We start from the raw sequence: 24942 nt of genomic DNA, 5'->3' as shown, positions 1-24942 counted from the left end.
TTAACTTTTGAAAATTAAGCATTTATTAATTCGTATATCGCCCATTGGCTTTTGCTCGTTAGGGATGCTGGATTGATCAGATTTCTGCGACAGCGTTGGTCGTCAAATAGCCTTCATTTTTGGCGCCATTATTGACGTGTTGAAATGCTGCGTAGGTAGTCAAGCAAGCCAAAATTAAAAGTACACAAATGATCAAAATATTAAGCCATAAAGGCAGTTGACGTTTCTTTGGAACTTCATGTACTTTTTAGCCACTTTTAAATCTCCAATGTGCTCTTAAAATATGAAGCTATTTGCCTCACTGCGGGTATTAACTGCGCAGCGGAATCTTCATATACCTGATCGCTTTTACCAAAAGGATCAACGATATCTTCATCTGCCGGACTCTCCAGAGGAAGGAGATCGCTGCGACCTAAGCGTGCAGCTTCAACTGCTGCATTCAGTTTCGCTTTTGAAGTTTCCCCCGCCAGTTCCACTTCCGCTGCCAGATCTACCGGCATTGTTACCTCGACCAACCTTGCAAAATCTCGAACGGAGAAAACTTTACGGGTGGAACGCGGACTCAGCTCGACAACTTGTTTCCTATGCCCCCGATCCATCGCCAATATGAGGTCAGCATTGTCGATTAATGGTTCAGTGAGTTGTTTAGCTCTATGCTGGTCTGGATCACGGACTCCAATTCGACGTGCAATTCTAAGGGAATTCTCAGGCATTGAGTGACCTACCATAGCCTGAGTTCCCGCTGAATCTAATTCAAAATGATCATCCCCCTGAAATTCAAGGCGGAAAAGTTGTTCCGCCAGGGGAGATCTACAAATATTACCTGTGCATACAGTTAAGATTCGGAAATTAATGCTCATCTGAACCTGCAAGTGCGGGATCTACAGCCTTAGGTTCGCCGTAACCATAATTGCCATAGCCATATCCAGCAGCTGCTTTTGGCGGAAGCATAGTGACAATTACTCCAAGAACCTTTGCACCGGCATGATCTAACGTCGCAAGAGCTGCTTCTAATTCCGGCTTCTTTGTCGAACCAGCCGCGACTGCCAGAAGAAGCCCAGCCTTCGCATGTCCAATTACTGCGGCATCAGTCACAGCGAGAGCTGGAGGAGCATCGATAATCACATAATCAAAGCTTTCATCCAATTCTGCAATAATCTCCTTCATTGCGTCTGAGCCTAAGAGCTCACTAGGGTTTGGAGGGATTCGTCCGGCAGGCAAATAAAAGAGCTGTGTTCGTCCCCATCGCTGAAGCACATCATTAAGTTCAGCTTTTCCAATGAGTATGTCGGTTAGACCAGCATTTCCTTCCACACCGAGATACTTGCTCACTCGTGGGAGGCGGAGATCGGCTTCAATCAAAGCAACTCGAGCTCCCGCTTCCGCCAAAGCCAATGACAGGTTAACTGAAGTTGTTGATTTACCTTCACCTGGATTTGCAGAAGTAATTACAAAAACGGAAGACTCTTGATCAACATTGAGGAACTGTAAATTTGTACGCAATGTGCGATAAGACTCTGCCATAGGACTATAAGGCTTATGCTTCATCGTAAGTGGTTGCTTTTCCACATCAGCATCATCAATAATTCCACCAAGCAGCGGCTTATCGGTAATTTCCTCAACGTCACGCAGTGAATGAATGCGGGTATCCAGAATGTTACGCAATACCGCTAGACCAATGCCGATTGCTAGTCCCACCAAAAAACCAAACGCGATACTTAACGGTATGTTTGGACTTACCGGCGTGGAAGGAACTAGTGCAGATTGAGTGGTAGTGAGGTTAACGGGACTCATACCCGCCTCAACGTCAGGCTCCAGCTGAGTTTGAACTATATTTTTAAAGCTCTCCCCTATCGCGTTTGCGATACTCGCCGCTTGATCAGGGGAGGGGCTAGTGACAGTAATGTTAATCAAAGCTGTGTCTACAGGAGAAGCAGCAGTAATATAAGAAGCCAGCTCAGAGCCTGTCATTTCAAGGCCAAGTTCATCAACTACAGGATCTAAAACCACACCAGTTTTAATTACATCCACGTAGCTATTTACGATCTGGCGGGAGAAGTTCGCACCTTGAACCATATCCGAGGTAGAACCCGCACCGGAACGTACTGAAACGTAAAGCTGCGTCTTAGACTGATACTCCGGAGTAGCCAACAGGGAATATCCGGCACCTGCAATAACTCCGAGAATTGCTGCTACAAGAATCAGCAGCCAATTCTTCATCAAAATCGACACATATTCACGTAGTTCCATAATTTTGGAGCTCTCTAACTCTAGACACTTACAATTGGGACGATTTCAGTTTTTGCTTCGATGAAATTCCGGGAAAATTTTTGAAAGAATCCAACATATTTTCCAAGAAACTTCCAACACAAGCTATTCTAAGGTAAAAAGTTACCAATCTCTGACATATTAAGTTAGCTTCTAACACGCAACTCTTCAGCGCAACTTTTAATCACCTTTGAACGATTTAAAAGATATCCTCCGAATATAGATTTTTCTAAGCTTATATACAGGTACTTTCCATTTTTGCAGTCTGAAGCACAATTCTCAACAATTTAAAAAATAAGAATAAAACTATACTCAAGTTCATTCTTATTAACTACAGCTTCCTATTCCCCAATTCCAACGAAACTGTTAACGTTGTTACCCAGGTTCTCGATGTAAATGAAAGGTGCGTCTCAATTTCTCAAAAATGAGTCGTGCAATGGGCTGAAAACCCAAATTTGGTTTATATTGTCGATCAGTGGGTGTGACACCCTGAAGTCCCAACCTGACTTTCATGGTCAAAGAGGGTTACCGACCACAACTTCACGAGGGAAAAACGTATGAAGCTTCTTCGCAGTCTTGCAGCACCAGCGGTCGCGCTGGGCATTGCTCTTTCCACCATTGCCTTGCCTACCGCGGCAGGCGCTGCAGAGGTAACCCCAGCGGCAGTCGCTGGTGATACAGCTCTATCAACTATCACCGAAGGCGCAAAGTACACCGACCAGGCAGCACCCAAGTGGCGTGCTTATGTCAATGCAGCCAACAATGACCGCGTCAAGGAAATGTGGGCTTACTCCCCTTCCATGGATCGCGATGTCCCATTAGTAGTTATTACTGCCGACGAATCTGCTGGCCCTCGCCCAATCGTTTACCTTCTTAACGGTGGCGATGGCGGCGAAGGTGCTGCTAACTGGGTTATGCAGACCGACGTTATCGATTTCTACCTTGAGAAGAACGTCAACGTTGTCATCCCCATGGAAGGCAAGTTCTCCTACTACACCGACTGGGTAGAAGAGAATGCTTCCCTCGGTGGCAAGCAGATGTGGGAAACCTTCCTCGTTAAGGAACTTCCAGGACCATTGGAGTCCAAGCTCAACACTGACGGTCAGCGTGCAATTGCCGGCATGTCAATGTCGGCAACCTCTTCCCTGCTTCTACCTGAGCACTTCCCCGGCTTCTACGATGCAGCTGCTTCTTTCTCCGGGTGTGCTGCAACCTCCAGCCCACTGCCTTGGGAATACCTGAAGGTTACCTTGCAGCGTGGCAATGCAACCCCAGAGCAGATGTGGGGACCTCGCGGTGGCTCATATAACCTCTACAACGATGCATTGATCAATTCCGACCAGTTGCGGGGCACTGAGCTTTATGTTTCTAACGCAACCGGCCTTGCCGGTGAGTGGGAGTCTGTCAACAGTCCTCGTTTTGAAGGTCTGACCGATCAGGTTCAGTCTGTAGCTATGGGTGAAACCATCATCACTGGTGGTGTTATCGAGGCTGCAACCAACATGTGCACCCACGATCTCAAGGCAAAGCTTGATTCCGCTGGCATCGCTGCCGATTGGAACCTTCGTCCAACCGGAACCCACTCATGGGGTTGGTGGCAAGATGACCTTCGCGGTTCCTGGACCACCTTCGCTCGTGCATTTGAAATTTAGTAATTAGCTAATCCGCTGGAAGGGCTGGCCCCACCTCATGTGAGGTGGGGTCAGCCCTTCCAGTTCTCAGGCTTAAAAGTAATCAATAGTTTGAAAAGTTGAAATAAACAAATTCATATTTCAGAACTTGAAACAACTTTCTAATCTAAATATCCTCTAAGCATCCTCTAGTTAGCCTTCTGAAAATTCTTATGCGTAAGCTGCAGTGGATACCAGCAAGAAAATTTAAACAACTAGAGAATTTAGCTCCCACAAATCTTCTGTGACATCTTTTCAATCGGACATTACGAGATGATAAATTTTGAAGGCTATTTATAATATATTTAACGATTGAATTCGCTCAATTGCCCCGTAAACAAATAGGTTAATTGGCTAGAAAGCTGAAAATAGAAGACTAAAATTTAAGTTTCTAGTTTTGGAATCACACGTCAACCTTTTAAATACTTGACTTGAATCACACCCACCCATAATTTTGAGCTCAACGACTACTATGGGGATTTCCTTTCATCAATAAATTAGCCCAAGCTACCTGCATCTTTACTATTCAATTCCTCGTAAAGTGGCGTGACCAAATTTAAAGAATCGACCGAATAATCCTCAATTATGCCGTCTTTATAGGATCTGTCAGCTTTGAGAGAACCATCTCTTCTTATACGAACAGTTGTAACGCCCAGTGTGCTCGAAACGTAAAAATCCTTTTCCGGATTATCACCGACATAAATCATTTCACTGGGTTCGATCCCTAACTTTTCAGCAATTACGACATAAGGCTTTGAATGCGGTTTCCAAAACTCTCTGCCTAAATCATCACTAACTACAATTTCATCAAAATGTTCGCGCGCTCCCAATGCATTTAGCTTTTGATGTTGTGCAACTGAGTAACCATCCGTGATAATACCTAGCTTCGAGCCCAAGCTCCGTAAAGAGTTCAAGGTTTCTATGACGTCTGGATACCATGAGATATTTGGCAGGTGCCCCCGATGGACTGAAATTAGATCCACAACATTATCTTCATTAGGACTTATTCCTAACAGTGAGAGTAACTGTTGAAAATACTGAGACCGCGGAGCACGGGATGCAAGGAGGGAATAATTCTTAATCACTTCTATTGGAATATTGTTAGTGCTTGCCAGAAATTCCAATACAGCCTTATTTGCACTTTCTTGATACGAGTTTTCAGATAAGAGAGTATCGTCAAGGTCAAAAATAACTGCCTTAATCAAGATTTTTACCCTGGATCAGTTCATTATCTTTCAAAACAATAGACTGATCGAATCTTAGGAAAGTCAATCCATCCTCGTAAGATTCGTCATATTCAAGTACGCCACCATTTAACAGTTCTACTAATCGTTTACAACTATCCGCACCTGCAGCAATACTCATTGGAGCCCCTCCACCAAACCTTGGATTGACCTCGATAAATTCCACGCCCTCTTTAGTCTTAAAGCACTGAACAGTGCTATGGCCCGGCATCGGGAGTGACTCCAGAAGTCGTCGGACGGCTTCGATTACATCCGTATCCTTTACGATTCGCCCTTTTAGAATCTCTCCACCACGGGTCGCAATTCTCAATCTAGGAACGATACTGATGACTTTGCCTTCGAAATCGCTAAAGCAGTCCGCAGTAAATTCATCGCCGAAAACCAATTGCTGAATCATTGGGCTCTGCGTAGCAGGAAGTAAATAGTTAAGTTCTTCAAGTGAATTAACAATATTCACTCCAATACTTGAACTACCAGCTCGTGGCTTCAAAATTAGTGGAAATTGGCTAGATTCAATTAACGAAGAATCCTCATAAATTTTGGGGGCCAGGAGTCCATTCTTTGTAACATGCTGCTGAGTCAAAACCTTATCATTACAAATATCAATGACCCATGGTTCTGCAATCATAATTCTAGTTCCTGTCTCATCTTCCAGTTGTTCACGAAGATGAGACAGCACGGGAAGTTCAGGATCGATAGTCGGCACAACCAAGTCAATTTCATATTCCCGAATTGCTTTTACAAGTTCATCTCTAAAATTGTTTGCCGAAACTTTTGGCAAAATGATTGCTAGGTCCGCATGGTATAGCCCTGGTGCAAGGGGCTGGGCATCGGCAGCTATTACTTTCGATAATGGAGAAACTTCTGCGAAAGCACTTTGGAAAGCTTGGATTAGTTCAACTCTTCGTCCTGCACTTAAAAGTAGAATATTTCTCATTTTATTGTCCTTATTCATAGTAATTATAAATTTGCTAGTTTACAGAATTTGATCTCCTAGAACGATTCAAACATTATCAGGAAAATACTATTTAGCTCTTGATAACTCATCAAGAAGAGTGATACTCACATCTGTCCGTCTGCGAAACCGCCCCTCCCACTAAACCCAACTACCCTTAACCCATGAGCAATAACACTACTGATTATTCCTTCCTTGAAACCATTGATTCCCCCGAAGCCTTAGCGTGGGCTGAAAAGTGGTCGCAGGAAAGCGTCGAAAAGCTTAAAAGGCTGAGCGCGCTGACCTGGAGGCCCGGCTGCTGGCCGCTTTAGACACTGATGATCGCATCGCTTATGTCAGCCGGCGCGGCGATACCTTATTTAATTTTTGGCGTGATGCGCAGCATCCGCGGGGTGTGTGGCGCACCACCAGCTTGGAGTCTTATCTGACCGATATGCCGCAGTGGAAAACCTTGCTGGATATTGATGCGCTCGCAGCAACAGAAGATGAAAACTGGGTATGGAAGGGTGTCGACGTGCACAGCCCGGAATATGATCGTGCTCTGGTCAAGCTCTCACGCGGCGGCGCAGATGCCACGGCGATTCGTGAATTTGATCTGCAATCACGTGAATTCATCACAGAAAATCCTTTTAAACTGCCAGAGGCTAAAACCGGTGTCACCTGGGTTGATCGGAATACCTTGTTGGTGGGAACGGATACCGGTGAGGGCTCTTTAACTGATTCCGGTTACCCGGCGCGTGTACTCACCTGGAAGCGCGGGACCGAGATCTCCCAGGCAGAGCTATTTTTTTGCGGGTGATAAACAAGATGTGGCAACTCATGCCTGGCGGGATTCCACACCTGGGTTTGAACGTATTTTTGTCTCGCGCTCCTTGGATTTTTATAATTCGCTGACCTTCACTGCCAACCCAGATAACGGTGAACTGCAGCAGATTGATGTGCCCACGGACTGCGATGTGATTGTTCGAAACCAGTGGCTCTTTATTAATCCGCGCACGGATTTTGCCGGCGTTCCAGCAGGCGGCCTGGGTGTGATCAACTTTGACGGCACTCGCGAGTTCAAACTGATCTTTGAGCCTTCACCCACCACTTCCCTACAGGGATTGAGCACCACCAAGAATTATTTGCTGCTCACCTTGCTGGATAATGTATCCACGCAGCTCAGCTTCATTCCACTGAGCGATCCCACCGCCACACCCCAAGAGATCAGCCTGCCAGAGCATGTCACCGCGCATGTGGTGGCTACTTCCCCGCATGATGGCGATGAGATCTGGGTGCATGCAGCAAGTTTCACCGAGCCTGCTGTCCTTTACCGCGCCGAACTCCCAAGCCACTTGGAGCCAACCAAACAAGCCCCATTGCAGTGGGCTAACCGCGGATTAAGCACCAAGCAGCACTGGGCAACCTCCGCAGATGGCACCAAGGTGCCTTATTTCATCTCCGGCAACTTCGGCAGCGCAGGCACTCCAGAACAAAGGAAGACTTTGGTCCACGCCTATGGCGGTTTCGAGGTGTCCCTCACCCCTAGCCACTCCCCCACCCGCGGCATCGCTTGGCTGGAAAAGGGCTATTACTTTGTGGAAGCCAATCTGCGCGGTGGCGGTGAGTTTGGTCCGCAGTGGCATTCCCAAGCCACCAAGCTCAACCGCATGAAGGTATGGGAAGACCATTACGCGGTTCTCCAGGATCTTGTTGCACGCGGTTATGCCAAGCCAGAGCAGATCGCTATCCGCGGTGGATCCAATGGCGGTCTCCTTACCAGTGGCGCATTAACGCAATACCCTGAAAGCTTCGGAGCTGCCGTAGTACAGGTGCCGTTGACCGATATGCTGCGTTATCACACCTGGTCAGCGGGTGCTTCTTGGATGGCGGAATATGGCAATCCCGATGATCCAGCAGAACGCGCCGTATTGGAGAAATATTCACCGCTTCACAACGTCGAAAAGCGCCCTTATCCCCGTTACTTTGAACGTATCCCCATAATGGGGATAGTCACTAGACCTGGTATGGCTTATTTCCCTGTAGTTCACATGATCCGGAAGATTGCCGCCGTAACTCCAGAACAACCGTTGACTGCTAACTTGACCTTAATCCGGCGCTTAGGTTCCTGATTGGATAAAAAAAACTGTTAACGTTGTTCCTTGAATTCTCGATGTATTTCAAAGGTGTGTCTCAAATTTTTTGAATAACACTGCCAGATATATATCTGTTCTTGATTTACTTTTAGCTAGTAGTGGGTTTAGGCCCTGAAGTCCCAACCTGACTTTCATGGTCAAAGAGGGTTACCGACCACAACTTCACGAGGGAAAAACGTATGAAGCTTCTTCGCAGTCTTGCAGCACCAGCGGTCGCGCTGGGCATTGCTCTTTCCACCATTGCCTTGCCTACCGCGGCAGGCGCTGCAGAGGTAACCCCAGCGGCAGTCGCTGGTGATACAGCTCTATCAACTATCACCGAAGGCGCAAAGTACACCGACCAGGCAGCACCCAAGTGGCGTGCTTATGTCAATGCAGCCAACAATGACCGCGTCAAGGAAATGTGGGCTTACTCCCCTTCCATGGATCGCGATGTCCCATTAGTAGTTATTACTGCCGACGAATCTGCTGGCCCTCGCCCAATCGTTTACCTTCTTAACGGTGGCGATGGCGGCGAAGGTGCTGCTAACTGGGTTATGCAGACCGACGTTATCGATTTCTACCTTGAGAAGAACGTCAACGTTGTCATCCCCATGGAAGGCAAGTTCTCCTACTACACCGACTGGGTAGAAGAGAATGCTTCCCTCGGTGGCAAGCAGATGTGGGAAACCTTCCTCGTTAAGGAACTTCCAGGACCATTGGAGTCCAAGCTCAACACTGACGGTCAGCGTGCAATTGCCGGCATGTCAATGTCGGCAACCTCTTCCCTGCTTCTACCTGAGCACTTCCCCGGCTTCTACGATGCAGCTGCTTCTTTCTCCGGGTGTGCTGCAACCTCCAGCCCACTGCCTTGGGAATACCTGAAGGTTACCTTGCAGCGTGGCAATGCAACCCCAGAGCAGATGTGGGGACCTCGCGGTGGCTCATATAACCTCTACAACGATGCATTGATCAATTCCGACCAGTTGCGGGGCACTGAGCTTTATGTTTCTAACGCAACCGGCCTTGCCGGTGAGTGGGAGTCTGTCAACAGTCCTCGTTTTGAAGGTCTGACCGATCAGGTTCAGTCTGTAGCTATGGGTGAAACCATCATCACTGGTGGTGTTATCGAGGCTGCAACCAACATGTGCACCCACGATCTCAAGGCAAAGCTTGATTCCGCTGGCATCGCTGCCGATTGGAACCTTCGTCCAACCGGAACCCACTCATGGGGTTGGTGGCAAGATGACCTTCGCGGTTCCTGGACCACCTTCGCTCGTGCATTTGAGTTAGAGGCCTAGATACAGATTTAACATTAAAACCGGCTGCCTTTTAGACATAAGGGCAGCCGGTTTTGCCGTCCCTATCGCCTGTCCATACTAGGCTCGCCCTTTTCCGCGGCAACTCAGATAGGCTTCTGTAAAACCATCCCCGTCGAAGAGAGACTCGTGGCTGAAATAACTACCCCATTAGTAGAAAAAATTCGCTCACCCGCAGTCCAATCAGATGCACTGCAGGTTTTTAAATCAGCACTTGCTGCGACAGTCACGTGGTGGATTTCGGTTAACCTCCTCAACTCCCAACTACCCTTTTTAGCTCCCTGGGTAGCGTTGATGACGATGCAATTCACCGTCTACCACACCTTTATCAGTGGAATTCAGACTGCAATTGCTTCTGTCATCGGAGTTGGACTTTCCTTTGTCATAGGCACCTACTTGGACGTCAATGTATGGACTTTCGGCCTGGCAATGGTCATAGGATTAATAGGTGCACGAGTACCAAAGCTCCGCGCAGAAGGAATAGGGATTGCTACTACATCCATTTTTCTTCTTGCCTCCGGGTTTGATGATCAACAACCCCTTTTATACGACCGTATTTTAGAGATCCTGCTCGGCGTGGCTGTTGCCATAGCCATCAACCTCATCATCTTTCCTCCCTTACGCGACCAGGAGGCAAACATGGTGGTAGGAAGCTTAGATCGGAGGATGGGTGAGGTTTTACAAAAAATGGCCGATGAGCTTGCAGAAAAGTGGAATATCAACAATGCAGATGAGTGGCTGGAAGAAATTAATTCTATTAACAATGACCTAGAAAAAGCGTGGCACTCCGTGCGGTTCGCTCGAGAAAGCCGCCGGATTAATCCTCGTAAAATCCGCATCCGAGGGGGCCGCCCCCAGCCTACGGAAACAAGTTATGAATCAAACCTCACCCGCATTGATGAAGGGATCGCTCATTTACGCCACCTTGCGCGCACTCTTCGTGATACCCCGAATATAGATTCCGACTGGGATCCAGTATTCCAGCAACAGTGGGTATCCCTTATGCACGATGCCGGCGCTCTGCTCGCAGATCCGAATCAGGAAATAGATCCTATCCGCGACAGGCTCTCTAACCTCTCAAGTGAGATGAGTGAGGATAAACAATTAGCTTCAAAGAAGTGGCCTATCTATGGTTCTCTCCTCACCAGTTTGTTTCACCTTTCTGCGCTTGTCGATGATGCTGTGACCACCAGAAAAGCGGAAGATAAAGAGCACAATAGTTAAATTCCCCGTAATCATTTACAGTACTCACGGGCTATGTGTGAAAGTGGCATTACACAACTCTCTTTTAGCCCAGAAGCGTCTGAACAAGAGTGTTTGGTAACCAATCGGCCACGTCATAGTTGCCGGGGTCTGACACTATCTCCGCCAGTTATAAACACTCCGATTCAACTTCATCCAAAGATTTAAAAATTAATTCCATCTTGCATAGTTAATGAACAGCCGGTGGCATTGGGTGTAAAGCGTTTTCATCCAACCTAAACTAATTTCGTTTCCCCGTGAGGTAACTATAATGCGGTTGGCGTCTAATTGAAGTTGCATTGGGGCTGGGTGAATTGTGGTTGAGCGGGGCGTCGATAAGCAAAAGCTTGCACCGGGCATGTAGCTTAACGGGGCGCCTGCGCGCTAGGCGCCTGGAAAATAGCACCTCCTATACACCCGAAAAAGGGGAGCACTGACAGAAAATAATAATAATTTTGACAGCTCGTGCCAAGATGATTGGCATGCGTAAAACCATCATCACCATGCTCGCGACCACCGCGATCGTCTTTTCCGCCATCTCGCCAGTGCAAGCGCAAACCGTGGACACAGACACTGACGCCTCCGTGTCATCTGAGCTGAGCAGCGGCACAAGCTCAGGAAGTTCAGAGGATTCCGACCTCTCTAACCGGGACATCATCTTCGGTATCGCAGCTATCGCTGCAGTCGGCGGACTTATCGCAGGTGGTGTGCACTGGGCAGTACAACAGCGCATGATCCCGAATCCCCTCCCCGGAATTATTCCAAATCCCCCGGCATTGGCACCTCAGCCAGTTGCCCCAGCACCTGCTCCCGCTCCTGCACCTCAGGCTGTCGCGCCCCAGGTTGTCGCGCCTGCGCCGGCTCCCGTACAGACAAACCGCACCTACAAAAACTGCACCGAAGTATGGAACGTCCTGGGAAGGTCCATCCGCCAAAGCGATCCAGGCTACGGCGCACACCTTGACCGCGACCGCGACGGCATTGGCTGCGAGTCACGCCCCTAAGTAATTTGGGTTTTAGGATTGCCGGAAGGTTGGTTCCTGAACCCTAGTTTTAAAGCGATGCCTCTTTGGGTCACGGTCGCTAACAGGCCGTTAAAGCGCCCAGATTTTCCAAACTTATTTGCATGAGCATGGCCCGGAAAATCGCTTAAAAGCGATTCTGACAAGATATGACTTTCCACGATCAACGCAAATGTTTAGGCCCGACCAAACAAACGTGACAATACTTCTTGAAAACTCTAAATCTTGGCACGCCAGTTTGCTTTTGGAAGTTGCTCGCCCCGCTACGAGCATTTTATGGTGAAAACTCACTCAAGCACCGGCGCCTCACAAGTAAAAACACTCAAGGTAAAAGATCACTAGTCTGATCTTCATGACTGATTACACTTTCCTCGAAGATATTGACACCCCGGAAGCACTTGCGTGGGCGAAGAAGTGGTCGGGGGAAAGCGTCGAAAAGCTAAAAAGTCCTGATAAGGACGCACTCGAAGCCAGACTGCTGGCCGCGTTAGACACCGATGACCGCATTGCGTACGTGAGCAGGCGCGGGAAGAAACTGTATAACTTTTGGCGGGATGCACAGCATCCGCGTGGAGTGTGGCGCACGACCACCTTGGAGTCCTATTACACGGCGCAGCCCAAGTGGGAGGTGTTAATTGATGTGGATGCGTTGGCGGAGGCCGAGGGCGAAAACTGGGTATGGAAGGGCGCGGTGGTGCGTTCGCCGGAGCGGGATTTAGCACTGGTTAAGCTGTCCCGGGGCGGTGCAGATGCCACGGTGATCAGGGAGTTTGATCTGGTTTCGCGCACCTTCGTGGAATCTGAGCCATTTGAGTTGCCTGAGGCGAAATCGAGCGTCACGTGGATTGATGCAGATACCTTGTTGGTGGGCACCGATACCGGCGAAGGCTCATTGACGGACTCGGGCTACCCGGCGCGCGCTGTGAAGTGGAAGCGCGGTACCGCGATTGAGCAGGCGGAAATCTTTTTCGAGGGCGACCAACAAGACGTGGCAACTCATGCGTGGCGGGATTCTACGCCTGGGTTTGAGCGGATTTTTGCCTCACGTTCTTTGGATTTCTACAACTCGGAAACCTACCTGGAGACTGCCGATGGTTTGGTGCTGCTGGATGTGCCGACTGATTGCGATGTGATCGTGAAGAATCAGTGGCTGTTTATTAATCCGCGCACTGATTATGCAGGCATTCAGGCTGGTGGTTTAGGTGTTCTGGAGTTGGATGCGTTCCTACAGCGCGCGCGGGATTTCAAGCAAGTGTTTGAGCCTTCTGCATCCACATCTTTGCAGGGGCTTGCCACCACGAAGAATTTTTTGGTGCTTACTTTATTAAATAATGTGTCCACGGACATCATCACGGTGCCGTTGGCTGATCCAGTGGCAAAGCCAACCCGAATGGAGCTGCCGGAGCATGCGACTGCACATGTGGTTGCTACCTCCCCCTTGGATGGCGATGAAATTTGGGTGCAGGCGACTAGTTTCACGCAGGCGCCTACGTTGATGCGGACGGTGCTTCCTGGTGGGCTTGAGGAAGTAAAGCATGCGCCATCGCAGTTTGATAATGCTGGGCAGGAGACTCGTCAGCATTGGGCGACCTCCGCGGATGGGACGAAGATTCCATATTTTATTACCGGAAATTTCTCAGATCCGACAGCCCAGCGGAAGACTTTGGTCCACGCCTATGGCGGTTTCGAGGTGTCCCTCACCCCTAGCCACTCCCCGACCCGCGGCATCGCTTGGCTGGAAAAGGGCTATTACTTTGTGGAAGCCAATCTGCGCGGTGGCGGTGAGTTTGGTCCGCAGTGGCATTCCCAAGCCACCAAGCTCAACCGCATGAAGGTATGGGAAGACCATTACGCGGTTCTCCAGGATCTTGTTGCACGCGGTTATGCCAAGCCAGAGCAGATCGCTATCCGCGGTGGATCCAATGGCGGTCTCCTTACCAGTGGCGCATTAACGCAATACTCTGAAAGCTTCGGAGCTGCCGTAGTACAGGTGCCGTTGACCGATATGCTGCGTTATCACACCTGGTCAGCGGGTGCTTCTTGGATGGCGGAATATGGCAATCCCGATGATCCAGCAGAACGCGCCGTATTGGAGAAATATTCACCGCTTCACAACGTCGAAAAGCGCCCTTATCCCCCAGCACTCGTGACCACCTCAACCCGCGATGATCGCGTCCATCCCGCGCACGCGCGGCTTTTTGCGCAGGCCTTGCGCGATGCCGGGCAGCCTGTGGACTATTACGAGAACACCGAGGGCGGGCACGCGGGTGCGTCCGATAATAAGCAAGTGGCGTTTATGGAAGCACTGATCTATACCTGGATCGACGCAGCGCTGGACGCAGAAGGTAACATTTAATTCCTATGATAAAGAGAAGGCTGCGCACCACTCCGGTCCCAGGAACCAGCGATTCCTACACAGGCATTAACTTCAACCTCGGATATCACATTCGCGGTTATGAGTTGGACTTAACTTATCGAGTAGCCCCCAATCTGCTCATGGGCACAGCCACCCTGCGTATGGACAATTACCATGCCCTCGATTCGCTCACTTTGGACCTGGCCAATAGCCTGCGCGTGGAAAAAGTTTCCGCCATCGGCACCGCTGGCACCCGCGTCGAGGTGGCTCGTTTCCGCCACTCCGACCGCAAATTGCGCATCACCTTCCGCAATCAAATCCCCGTCGATCAAGAATTTTCCTTGGTCATCCGCTATCGTGGCAACCCGCGCCCAGTGCGCAGCCAATGGGGAATGATCGGCTGGGAAGAACTCAGCAACGGCTCCCTCGTCGCCTCCCAGCCGTGCGGGGCGCCCAGCTGGTTGCCTTGCGACGACACCCCAGACGAAAAGGCGCTTTTCGACGTAAAAATCGCGGTGGATAATGGCTACAGCGCTATCGCCACCGGCGAACTTATTGGACGCAGTGTCAGTGGCAGCATGACTACCTGGCATTATCGAACCCGCGAAGGCATGGCCACCTATTTGGCAGCCATCCACGTTGGTGACTATGAAGAAGTTTCCCTTGGCAAGGCAGCCTCCGGAGTTCCGGTTCTTGCTTATATTCCGCGCGGCTCTTCCGCTTTGAAGGCACGGATCCTGCATGACTTCTCCAAACAAGTTGCCATGGTTGATGCCTATGAAGAACTATTTGGCCCCTACCCATTTAGCAGCTACCGCGTGGTAATCACCGAAGATGACCTGGAGATTCCGCTGGAAGCCCATGGACTTTCCACCTTTGGTGCTAACCACGCCACCGGTAAAGACACCTGGGAACGCCTTATTGCCCACGAGCTTTCCCACCAGTGGTTTGGTAACTCCTTGGGCCTGGCCCAGTGGAATGACATCTGGCTTAATGAGGGCTTTGCCTGTTATGCCGAATGGCTGTGGTTGGAAAAAGCTGGCGTAAAATCTGCCGCTGCGAGTGCTCTATCGTTTTATGAGGAGCTGGCGAAGTTGCCGCAGGACCTGCTGCTTGCCGATCCCGGTGCCAAGGACATGTTCGATGATCGGGTGTACAAGCGCGGTGCTCTAACCGTCCACGCACTGCGCGTTTTGCTTGGCGATGCAGCCTTCTTCTCCGCGATTCAAAGCTATGTTGCCGAAGGCCGACATGGCCTAGTGGAGCCTCGCGATCTAAAACGCCACCTTTATATGGTCTCTACAGATCACGCAGCACTTGATGCCTTGTGGAACTCCTGGCTGCGCGAACTTCCCCTGCCGGAATTCCCCACGGCATGAAGTATTTGACGCTGGCCACAATCATCGCTGGGCTTTCCGGCTTTGTGGTGATCATCATCGCAGCCTGGGCGCTTGGCGATTCTGGCACGCTCGCCGAAGAATTCACCGCCTACTGGGGCTTATTCTTCGCAGGTACCGGCGTCTTGACTGGCCTTACCCAAGAAACCACCCGCGCGGTTACTGCGGGTAGATCTGGCGCTGGTGGCACTTTTCAGCCCTTTAAATTCGCCTTTATTGTCGGCGCTGTGGTGCTGGTGCTGCTGGCAGTTTCTGCTCCATTTTGGATTGGCCAGCTTTTAAGTTCCCAACAAGGCATCGGTGTTGGCATGCTTGCCATTGGGCTTGCCAGCTATGCCATCCAAGCCACCATCTCCGGAATATTGTCCGGCTGCCAGCTCTGGAAAGAATATGCAGCGCTGATTTCCTTAGATACCGGCGTGCGCATGCTACTAGCTGTAGGTGCTTGGTTGCTGGGCTACCAACTTTTGGCATTCTTGGTGATCACCGTTATTGGTTCCATATCTTGGCTGGTCATCGTGCTGTGTTTTGGTTCCGTACGCTCAGTATTGGGCTCAGTTGCCGATGTTTCCGCGCGCGTATTTGTGCGCCAAGCTCTCTTAGCGATGGCTGCTTCCGGTGCCACCGCCATCCTCATCACCGGCTTCCCCACCCTGCTGAAATTTGCGAACCCCACTAGCGTTGCCGGCACGGTTTCAATGGCTGCCGTCTCCTACGCCGTCATCTTGACCCGCGCTCCCCTTTTGGTTCCCCTCCAGCAATTCCAATCTGCCATCATCGTGCGCTTTGTCTCCGGAAAACTTGGTCCTTTTAAAGCGCTAACAGGGCCGTTGGCACTCGTATGGGGAATTGGTCTAGTTGGTGCGGGCTTGGCTTGGGTGGCTGGTCCTTGGCTTATGGAGGTAGTCCTGCGCAAAGACCTCTTCACCGTGCCTGGCTGGTTGCTGGCTCTGCTAACCCTGGGCGCCACCACCACTGCATCTTTGATGGTCTCTGGATGTGCCGCCATTGCCTTTGAAAAACATGGCATCTACCTAGCCGGATGGGTAGTTGCCACCGTTGTTGCAGTTGGATTTCTGCTTGGACCATTCTCCCTCGGACTCGCCGCTGCGCTTGCACTCATCTGCGGACCGCTGTGTGGCTTGATTGTGCATTTGGGTGCGCTGTTCTCGGGATCTCGCACCACAAAAGCCGAGATTTGAGAGATTTGTGCGGTGAAATGTCACTTTTGGAGGCTAAAAAGTGACCAAATCCCGCACAAATGCAGGCACATGAGCTATCTGCGGTGTGGAATCGCAACCGTCGCATCTATCGATTCCAATAACCCTGGACTTGGATCTGTTCGGGGCTTAGGCCTGTAGCAAGGAATTCCTGACGAAGTTGCGCCACCCAAAGGCTTTCGCCGGCACACCAAATGTAGGTTTCTGGTGTGAGCTGCTTTTTAATGCGCTTTAGGGTTTGATCACTAAAAGGTTCATGATCTCCCAAAAGTTGGGCATCTAGCGGATGCTTTGCGTGGAGGAGAACCACCGCGTTTTTTCGTCGAAAAGCGCTTAAAATGCCCCGCATTGCCGGAATCGCGGTTTCATCGCCGATGAGGACTGCGTGGCGCGCGGGGCCGGGGCGCCACTGAATGCCGTGCAAGCCGGGGGACTTGCGGGTGTCGGGCGCAGAAATTGCCGCGTGATCGCCGATCCGCGCCGTGCGAGCCCAATTCACGGCGCTAAATGTGGGGGTTTGATCGTGGAGGAAGAAATCGATATCCACCTCTGCAACTTTGGGTCGCGACTGTGCGATTGTATAAGTGCGCAGGTGAGGGCGAATATCTGGGTCTAGCTCTCGCCATTGCTTACGCCACTGGGACTCTGGGAGGATAGGCTCGGCAAGGCTTTGGGGCAGATGTGGAGTTTTGGGGAAAAGGATTTTGATGCGCTGATCCAAGCTGCGACTGGGCAAAAATTTTAGCTCCGGTGCGGCAAAAGTAATCCGCATAAAACCAGGCGACACCCGCTGCGCTCGCGCCACGCGGACGGGAAAGAGCACATTGGGTGACTTATTGAAAGTGGACAATTAGCTAAGGGCCTCTTCGAGGTCATCGAGGATTTCATTGCCGCCGAGCACGCCAATGCCAACCATCCAGGTTTCATCCTCGAACTCATAGGTCTTGCCCTGCTGGACCGCTGGGGAATCCTTCCACAACTCAGAGACCTGCGGATATGTGGTTGCGGCTGGCTCGCCAGGGATGGTGTAGAAAATGAGATCGCCATCAATTTGGCCGAAGTTCTCAGTGCTGAGCTCCATCATGGAGTACTCGTTCCACTCCTTTTCGCCCAGGTCATAGCCGACTTCCTCCAGAATGGAGCCAGAGAAAGTTTCTGGACCATAGAGTCTGAAATTATCCGGACGGAAGCGAACCATAGACACAGTCTGGCCTTCTGCTCCAACTTCCTCGCCGACTTCATCTGCGCGGGTGGAGAGATCATTGATAAGGTCAGTCATTTCCGCGCTGCGATTAACAGCTGCCGCGGTGATTTCTGCCTGCTCATGCCAATTAGTACCAGAGCCCTCCGACATCACAGTCGGTGCAATTGCCGAAAGCTGCTCATAGATTCCCTCATGGCGAACCTTCGCGCCGATGATGAGATCGGGGTCAAGTGAAGCGATTTTCTCCAGATTTGGCTCCGAAGTAGAACCCACAGATTCCGTATCCTGCAGCTGATCAGCGAGGTAAGTGGGGAAGCCATTTTCTGCACCGGATTCAGTAGCACCAACTGGGGTGATTCCCAAGGCTAGGAGTGCGTCGAGGTGTGGAGAATCAATAACTACAACTCTTTTCACTGGGCCATCGATGACCGTGGTGCCCATTGCGTGTTCCACGGTGTAGGAGGCGGCTGCGGTTTCAGTGCTTCCGGCGGTTTCGGTGCTTCCGGTGTTGCTTGTGGAGGAGCCGCTGCAGGCGCTGAGTGTTAGCGCCAGGCCGATACATGCTGGTGCGAGGGCTTTTTTGAGGGCAATTTGAGGTTTTGCCAACGAGGGGAAGCGAAGAATCATCCCCTCAAATTACTTTACGAATGAAAGTAAGGCAAGGTTTACTTTAGTTTTTGCATTAGTTTTAAAGTGAGGAGGGGGGTACAGCACCTAAAGCTCCTCCTCATCTACCTGAGAAACGGTAGGAAGTATTTCTTTGTGCAAATTCTCAAAATAAAGAGGATCACGCTTGTTCTCGGGATAATTTTTCACGCATTGGCGCACGCCATCAATATGCTCACTTAGACTCCTAGCAATATCAGCCCACATAGGATCTAAAATGAAGTCAATCCCCTCCCGACGTGCATGTTTAGCTGCAGGCACAAAGTCACTATCCCCGGTAATCATGACTATTTGATTGACAGTTTTACGCTCGGCCAAAGAAGCTATATCCAACCCAATCCGCATATCGACACCTTTTTGAGTGATATCAAGCGAGAAGTCAGCCTCTGTTAGTTCTTCTAGCTTTAGCGTTCCATTAAGGAGTTTTTTCAAAGACTTCTGCTTAAGCGAATACCCTTGCTGAGTTTCAAGTTCTTCACCCCGTCGCAAAGCAAATTTCCTTTTATGGTTGAGCGCATCGAAAAAATCGTTGGTCCACCTAAATTGCTCAGACTTCCCTAGATTTACCTGAGTACGAGTAAGTGGATGAAAAATTACCTTCTCCGAAGGCGGACAATCATAGTAAAAGATGCGATATAGGCTGCTTCTAGACTTACGAATATGCCGACGCGCGTATTCCTCTAGCTCATTGGCTCGGTCCTCCGGGCTTTTATCTCCAAAGAGCGAATAAGCCCTGCGCCGATAAAAGCCACCATCAATAAGAATCGCCGTTAACACTGGCCTCAATTGCGGTTGACGGTAAGTCTCATTACTGCGCATCTTTTGAGACACTTAGCCCCCCAATGATAAAACCCCTTGTCATCGGCAACTCTCCTGATTATAGAGGGTCAACGGCAAGGGGTGATTTAATGAATTTTAGTCTCCAAGACATCAAAATTCAATCCCATTTGCTACTGGAATTTTACCTGCCTGGTAGACATTTAGCTATCGATAACTTTTCAGCAGAATCCACTACAAACTTCCTCAAAATCGATGATTGCGGTATATCCCCAGCTCACCCTTCGCCCCACCACGCAAACTCCCCGCTATGCCCCGCCGCGCGCTAATGGCTGCCCCAATTCCACGCCCCAAGTAGTATTACGAACATGACTTCTTTGCTTGTGACCGGAGGTGCCGGCTTCATCGGCGCCAACTTCGTCCGCCAAACTGTTGAGCAACACTCTGAATACACCCAGATCACGGTGCTCGATAAGCTCACCTACGCCGGAAACGCCGACAACCTCAAAGGCCTCCCCGACAGCAAAGTAACCCTCATCGAAGGCGACATCTGCGACGCCGAACTAGTAGACACCCTGGTCAAAGACCACGACATCACCGTCCACTTCGCCGCAGAATCCCACAACGATAACTCGCTCAAAGATCCCTCCCCCTTTATCCACACCAACCTTATCGGCACATATACCCTGCTAGAAGCCGTGCGCAAGCACAACAAACGCTTCCACCACATCTCCACCGATGAGGTCTTCGGCGATCTCGAACTCGATGATCCCAACCGCTTCACCGAGGACACCGCCTACAAGCCATCCTCTCCATATTCCGCCACCAAGGCAGGATCAGACCACCTGGTTCACGCCTGGATCCGTTCCTTCGGCATCCAAGCAACCATGTCCAACTGCTCCAATAACTACGGCCCCTACCAGCACATTGAGAAGTTCATCCCCCGCCAGATCACCAATATCCTGGCCGGACTTACTCCAAAGCTCTACGGCACCGGCGAGCAAGTCCGCGACTGGATCCACGTCGACGACCACAACGACGCCGTGCACCTGATCCTTAAAGAAGGAAAAATCGGCGAAAGCTACATCATCGGCGCCGACAACGATCACGTCAACAACAAGCAGGTCATCGAGCTCATCTGCGAATTGATGGGCCTCGACAAAAACGCTTATGAACACGTTGCTGACCGCCCGGGTCACGATATGCGCTACGCCATGGATTCCACCAAGCTGCGCACCGAACTTGGCTGGGTGCCCAAATACACCGACACCGATTCCGGTATGCGCAAAGGCGTCGAGCAAACCATCGACTGGTACCGCAACAACGAATCCTGGTGGCGCCCCGCCAAGGACAACGTCGAAGCTACCTACGCTAAGCAGGGACAATAATGGAATACGGCAAACAACTGACCTCCCACACCACCGATATCGACGGTCTGATCATCTTTGATCTCCCCGTCCACGGCGACAACCGCGGCTGGTTCAAAGAAAACTGGCAACGCACCAAAATGGTCGAACTCGGCCTGCCTGATTTTGGACCCGTCCAAAACAACATGAGCTTTAACGCCCTCAAAGGTGTCACCCGCGGCATGCACGCCGAACCTTGGGATAAGTTCGTCTCCGTCGCCGTCGGTTCCGTCTTCGGCGCCTGGGTTGACCTGCGCGAAGGCTCCGCCACCTACGGCAAAACCGTCACCGTCACCATCGGCCCCGACACCGCCGTCTACGTCCCACGCGGCATCGCCAACGGCTTCCAAGCCCTCGAGGACGGCACCCTCTACACCTACCTCGTCAACGATCACTGGTCCCCGGACGCTGAATACAGCTTCGTCAACCTCAACATGATCAACTGGCCGCTCAAGCCCACTGAAATTTCCGACAAAGACGCTAACCACCCTGCGCTTATCGACGCCACCCCTGTCCCGCCACGCAAGGTGCTCGTTGTGGGTGCAGGCGGTCAGTTGGGAACCGCGCTGCGCGCGGTTTTCCCCGATGCTGAGTTCTTAAGCCGCGCTGACTTAGATATCACCGCGGATCTGCGCGTCGCAAAGCAATGGAAACAATATTCCACCATCATCAACGCTGCCGCCTACACAGCCGTTGATCGCGCCGAGAACGATCGCGCAGCGGCGTGGGCAATTAATGCCACTGCCGTGGCGAACTTGGCGACAATCGCACGCGAAAACAACCTCACTTTGGTGCATGTGTCCTCGGATTACGTCTTTGATGGCAGCCAAGAATCCTATACTGAGGACGCACCATTTTCCCCGCTTGGCGTTTATGGACAGTCCAAAGCAGCCGGCGATATTGCAGCTGCCACCGCGCCACGGCATTATATTGTGCGCACCAGCTGGGTAATTGGCGATGGCAATAACTTTGTCCGCACCATGAAATCCCTCGACGAACGCGGCATCAAACCATCAGTTGTTGATGATCAAATCGGACGTTTGTCCTTTACCGCCGACATCGCCGCAGGTATCGCGCACCTGCTTGAGGTTGGTGCAGAATTTGGCACCTACAACCTCAGCAACTCTGGCGAGCCCGCAAGCTGGGCAGATATCGCACGCGCAGTGTTCACAGAGCCTTCCGATGTCACCGGAGTATCCACCGCCGAATACTTCGCCGACAAAGAGACAGCACCGCGTCCACTTAATTCCGTGCTTGATCTCTCCAAGATTGAAGCGACGGGCTTTAACGCGCCGACCTGGCAGTCCCGCCTCAACGATTACCTCAAGGAGCTGTAAATGAAGGGCATCATTCTCGCAGGTGGTTCCGGAACCCGTCTCTACCCAATCACCAAGGGCATTTCCAAGCAGCTCATGCCGATTTATGACAAGCCCATGGTCTACTACCCATTGACCACGCTTATCCAATCCGGCATTAGCGATATCCTCATCATCACTACCCCAGAAGACCGCTCCTCCTTCGAACGCCTGCTTGGCGATGGCTCTGCCTGGGGAATTTCACTCAGCTATGCCGTGCAACCCTCGCCCGATGGCCTTGCCCAGGCGTTTATCATCGGCGAAGATTTCATCGGCTCAGACGATGTGGCACTGGTCCTTGGCGATAACATCTTCGACGGCGCCCAACTTGGTCACTCTTTGAAGCAATGTTCTGATCCTTCCGGCGGCATTGTCTTTGCTTATGAGGTGTCCGATCCAGAGCGTTATGGCGTGGTGGAATTTGATGCTGCTAATAAGGCGGTGTCGATTGAAGAAAAGCCCACCGCACCAAAATCCAACTTTGCCGTGGTAGGACTGTACTTCTACGACAATCGCGTGGTGGACATCGCTAAGTCAATCAAGCCTTCCTCGCGCGGCGAGCTAGAAATCACCTCCGTTAACGATGCCTACCTCCAGCAAGGTGCTTTAACTGTGCAACGTCTGGACCGCGGCGATGTCTGGCTCGATACTGGCACTATCGATTCCATGTCCGAGGCTTCTTCCTATGTTGAGGTTCTGCAAAAGCGCACCGGCAATATCATCGGCTCCCCTGAGGTCGCTGCCTACCGTGAGGGTTTCATTTCCGCAGCTCAGCTCACTGTTTTGGGTGAGGAATTAAAGAAATCCGGCTATGGCAACTATTTGTTGCGCGTCGCTGGTGAATAGCTGGTTTTTGTTGGCACTACCGGCGCCGATTTAAGGCCTCGACTTTTATAAATGGACTTCCACCTCGGGAGTCCATTTTTCTTGTCTTAAACAAGCTTCTAGAGAGGCACTTTTAAGGGCGGTTTTAGAGTTTTATTCACCAAGCGTGCCGATCTACGTAAGAGGCCGTGACGGAACATATTTTCGTCGTAAATCGGCACGCTTCGAGGCCCTTAGCGGTGCCAATTTACGCAAGCAAGAGCCCTAAAAGGACATTTCGTCGTAAATCGGCACGCTTGCAGGCTTTCCAGGGCCAAAAAATCCTACCCGATACTCAATTTCAGCCCAATAAACCATGCCACTCCGCAAAGATCCCGGTATGGAAGCGTCCAGGAACGTGACAACCCCGGATTCCCCAAAGGTACCGGGGAAAAATGGTCAAAATTAGTGACACTAACCACGAATCAAACCTATCATTCTATAGGAATTGACTTCCTCCACGGCTTGTACTTATATTCTTTTCTATCACCCTATAGAAAACTATGGATCGGGGTGAGCCGATAAAAGGAGAAGTGCAATGTCTGTTCAAAACCCGGCAATAGTAAGTGCCACGCCAGATACCACAATTAGCACCACAATTAGCACCACTGAAACCAGCAAAAAAGATCTTAGGAACGCAGTACGCGCGAGCTTTATCGGAACCTTTGTTGAATGGTTCGACTACGCCGCATACATGTACATGGCTTCCATCATTGCGGGAGTTTTCTTCCCGGAGCTCACCGGACGTGCGGCACTTATTAACACGTTCGCCCTATTTGCACTCTCATTCCTAATTCGTCCTATCGGCGCAGTTGCTTGGGGACACATCGGAGACCGCCTTGGTCGCACCAAGAGTCTTTCCGCTTCCATCCTCTTTATGAGCCTTGCAACTTTCTGTATTGCATTACTTCCCGGATATAACTCCATCGGCATTGCTGCACCAATCTTGCTTTTGGTGCTACGCCTTATCCAGGGATTTAGTGCTTCCGGCGAATATGCTGCAGCATCTACCTATATCTCAGAATCTGCTCCACAGAACCGTCGCGGACTTTTCGCCTCAGTAGTTCCTGCAGCTACCGCTTGTGGACTCCTCCTTGGTTCCCTCTTTGTCGCTCTTCTCACTTCCCTCCTTGACGATGCTTCCCTCGCTTCCTGGGGTTGGCGTCTACCATTCCTTTTGGCAGCACCTCTAGGAATTGTTGGACTCATCATCCGACGCATGGCTCCCGAAACTCACGTTGCCGACGAAGACTCCGCTAAAAAGCTTCCAATCCTCGAGGTTTTCAAATACCCACGTGCACTCCTTGTAGCTTTCTCCGGCGCCATCCTCAATGCCATCGGCTTCTACATGGTTCTGGCTTACCTGCCCACTTACCTCTCCGAAGAACTCGGTATGAGCTCTAGCAGTGCTTTTATCGCTACCACTATCTCCTCCACAGTGTATGCAGTCCTCGTCGTCGCAACCGGCGCACTTTCTGACCGCCTAGGCCGTCGCACCACAATGCTTATTGCTGCAGCACTTTTTGCAGTATTTTCAATTCCTGCTTTCCTCGCGCTTGACAGCGCGAGCTTCGTCGGAGTCATTTTGATCCAGGTCGGCATGGGTGCCTGTCTTGCGCTTAACGACGGAGTGCTCCCGTCCTTCATCTCTGAACAATTCCCAGCTGACGTTCGACTCACTGGTTTTGCCCTTACCTTCAACTGCGCGAATGCCTTCTTTGGCGGCACCGCAGCAATGATCGCAACCTGGATGATCGGTGCCAGCGGCAACGTAATTGCACCGGCTTACTACATGGTCGCAGCTGCAATTATTACCGCAATTGGTGTCGCATTCGCCGCAAAGTCCAAGTAGAAAGCTCA

Annotated in this window: 18 protein-coding genes and 1 pseudogene; 12 read left to right on the top strand and 7 right to left on the bottom strand. The window is 50.8% G+C overall.

All coding sequences use genetic code 11. The features are described 5' to 3' along the window. Window positions 1-257: 257 nt before the first annotated feature. Both H924_RS01600 and H924_RS01595 read right to left on the bottom strand, forming a co-directional pair. Window positions 258-860, bottom strand: a complete 603-nt coding sequence (locus tag H924_RS01600; protein ID WP_015650216.1) for an arsenate reductase/protein-tyrosine-phosphatase family protein — start codon at window positions 858-860, stop codon at window positions 258-260. Beyond that, complete coding sequence (locus H924_RS01595) at window positions 850-2250, bottom strand: polysaccharide biosynthesis tyrosine autokinase (RefSeq protein WP_015650215.1); 1401 nt, start codon at window positions 2248-2250, stop codon at window positions 850-852. The genes H924_RS01600 and H924_RS01595 overlap by 11 nt, the downstream gene beginning before the upstream one ends. 575 nt (window positions 2251-2825) lie before the next feature. Between H924_RS01595 and H924_RS01590 the strand changes: the two genes are divergently transcribed. After that, window positions 2826-3920: an alpha/beta hydrolase gene (locus tag H924_RS01590; protein WP_015650214.1), complete on the top strand. Its 1095-nt coding sequence runs from the start codon at window positions 2826-2828 to the stop codon at window positions 3918-3920. 515 nt (window positions 3921-4435) lie between these two features. Here the strand turns inward: H924_RS01590 and H924_RS01585 are convergent. Both H924_RS01585 and H924_RS01580 read right to left on the bottom strand, forming a co-directional pair. Beyond that, on the bottom strand, window positions 4436-5143 hold the full coding sequence (locus tag H924_RS01585; RefSeq protein ID WP_015650213.1) for an HAD family hydrolase: 708 nt from the start codon (window positions 5141-5143) through the stop codon (window positions 4436-4438). Next, window positions 5136-6119, bottom strand: a complete 984-nt coding sequence (locus H924_RS01580) for an ATP-grasp domain-containing protein (protein WP_015650212.1) — start codon at window positions 6117-6119, stop codon at window positions 5136-5138. The genes H924_RS01585 and H924_RS01580 overlap by 8 nt, the downstream gene beginning before the upstream one ends. A 182-nt stretch (window positions 6120-6301) precedes the next feature. Here H924_RS01580 and H924_RS01575 point away from each other — a divergent pair. The 7 genes and pseudogenes from H924_RS01575 to H924_RS01545 form a co-directional block, all read left to right on the top strand. Beyond that, a pseudogene (locus tag H924_RS01575) lies at window positions 6302-8098 on the top strand (prolyl oligopeptidase family serine peptidase); the annotation flags it as partial. A gap of 356 nt (window positions 8099-8454) precedes the next feature. Beyond that, window positions 8455-9555 (top strand): alpha/beta hydrolase, encoded by a 1101-nt coding sequence (locus tag H924_RS01570; RefSeq protein WP_015650211.1) that lies wholly within the window; start codon window positions 8455-8457, stop codon window positions 9553-9555. 147 nt (window positions 9556-9702) lie between these two features. Next, a complete protein-coding gene (locus H924_RS01565) occupies window positions 9703-10797 on the top strand; it encodes an FUSC family protein (protein ID WP_015650210.1) in 1095 nt (364 codons plus the stop codon). A 500-nt stretch (window positions 10798-11297) separates the two neighbouring features. After that, a complete protein-coding gene (locus H924_RS01560; RefSeq protein WP_015650209.1) occupies window positions 11298-11819 on the top strand; it encodes an excalibur calcium-binding domain-containing protein in 522 nt (173 codons plus the stop codon). A 370-nt stretch (window positions 11820-12189) separates the two neighbouring features. Continuing rightward, window positions 12190-14193: a prolyl oligopeptidase family serine peptidase gene (locus H924_RS01555; protein WP_015650208.1), complete on the top strand. Its 2004-nt coding sequence runs from the start codon at window positions 12190-12192 to the stop codon at window positions 14191-14193. Window positions 14194-14198: 5 nt separating this feature from the next. After that, window positions 14199-15572, top strand: coding sequence for a M1 family metallopeptidase (locus H924_RS01550; RefSeq protein WP_015650207.1), 1374 nt, complete (start codon window positions 14199-14201; stop codon window positions 15570-15572). Continuing rightward, window positions 15569-16792 (top strand): hypothetical protein, encoded by a 1224-nt coding sequence (locus tag H924_RS01545; RefSeq protein WP_015650206.1) that lies wholly within the window; start codon window positions 15569-15571, stop codon window positions 16790-16792. The genes H924_RS01550 and H924_RS01545 overlap by 4 nt, the downstream gene beginning before the upstream one ends. 106 nt (window positions 16793-16898) lie before the next feature. Here the strand turns inward: H924_RS01545 and H924_RS01540 are convergent, their stop codons facing one another. The 3 genes from H924_RS01540 to H924_RS01530 all read right to left on the bottom strand — a co-directional run bounded on the left by H924_RS01540 (window position 16899) and on the right by H924_RS01530 (window position 19511). Beyond that, window positions 16899-17660, bottom strand: coding sequence for a siderophore-interacting protein (locus tag H924_RS01540; RefSeq protein WP_015650205.1), 762 nt, complete (start codon window positions 17658-17660; stop codon window positions 16899-16901). Beyond that, window positions 17661-18641: an ABC transporter substrate-binding protein gene (locus H924_RS01535; RefSeq protein ID WP_015650204.1), complete on the bottom strand. Its 981-nt coding sequence runs from the start codon at window positions 18639-18641 to the stop codon at window positions 17661-17663. A gap of 87 nt (window positions 18642-18728) precedes the next feature. Beyond that, window positions 18729-19511, bottom strand: a complete 783-nt coding sequence (locus H924_RS01530) for an NYN domain-containing protein (RefSeq protein ID WP_015650203.1) — start codon at window positions 19509-19511, stop codon at window positions 18729-18731. Between the two features lie 314 nt (window positions 19512-19825). Between H924_RS01530 and rfbB the strand changes: the two genes are divergently transcribed. The 4 genes from rfbB to H924_RS01510 all read left to right on the top strand — a co-directional run bounded on the left by rfbB (window position 19826) and on the right by H924_RS01510 (window position 24934). Continuing rightward, on the top strand, window positions 19826-20845 hold the full coding sequence (rfbB, locus tag H924_RS01525; protein WP_015650202.1) for a dTDP-glucose 4,6-dehydratase: 1020 nt from the start codon (window positions 19826-19828) through the stop codon (window positions 20843-20845). Further along, window positions 20845-22200 (top strand): sugar nucleotide-binding protein, encoded by a 1356-nt coding sequence (locus H924_RS01520; protein ID WP_015650201.1) that lies wholly within the window; start codon window positions 20845-20847, stop codon window positions 22198-22200. The genes rfbB and H924_RS01520 overlap by 1 nt, the downstream gene beginning before the upstream one ends. Beyond that, a complete protein-coding gene (gene rfbA, locus H924_RS01515) occupies window positions 22201-23064 on the top strand; it encodes a glucose-1-phosphate thymidylyltransferase RfbA (RefSeq protein WP_015650200.1) in 864 nt (287 codons plus the stop codon). It abuts the gene before it with no gap. Between the two features lie 556 nt (window positions 23065-23620). Further along, window positions 23621-24934, top strand: a complete 1314-nt coding sequence (locus H924_RS01510; RefSeq protein WP_015650199.1) for an MFS transporter — start codon at window positions 23621-23623, stop codon at window positions 24932-24934. The last annotated feature ends 8 nt before the right edge of the window (window positions 24935-24942 follow it).

It is taken from the genome of Corynebacterium callunae DSM 20147, from assembly GCF_000344785.1.
Lineage (GTDB): Bacteria > Actinomycetota > Actinomycetes > Mycobacteriales > Mycobacteriaceae > Corynebacterium > Corynebacterium callunae.
This window is presented reverse-complemented; position numbering and strand designations above follow the sequence as displayed.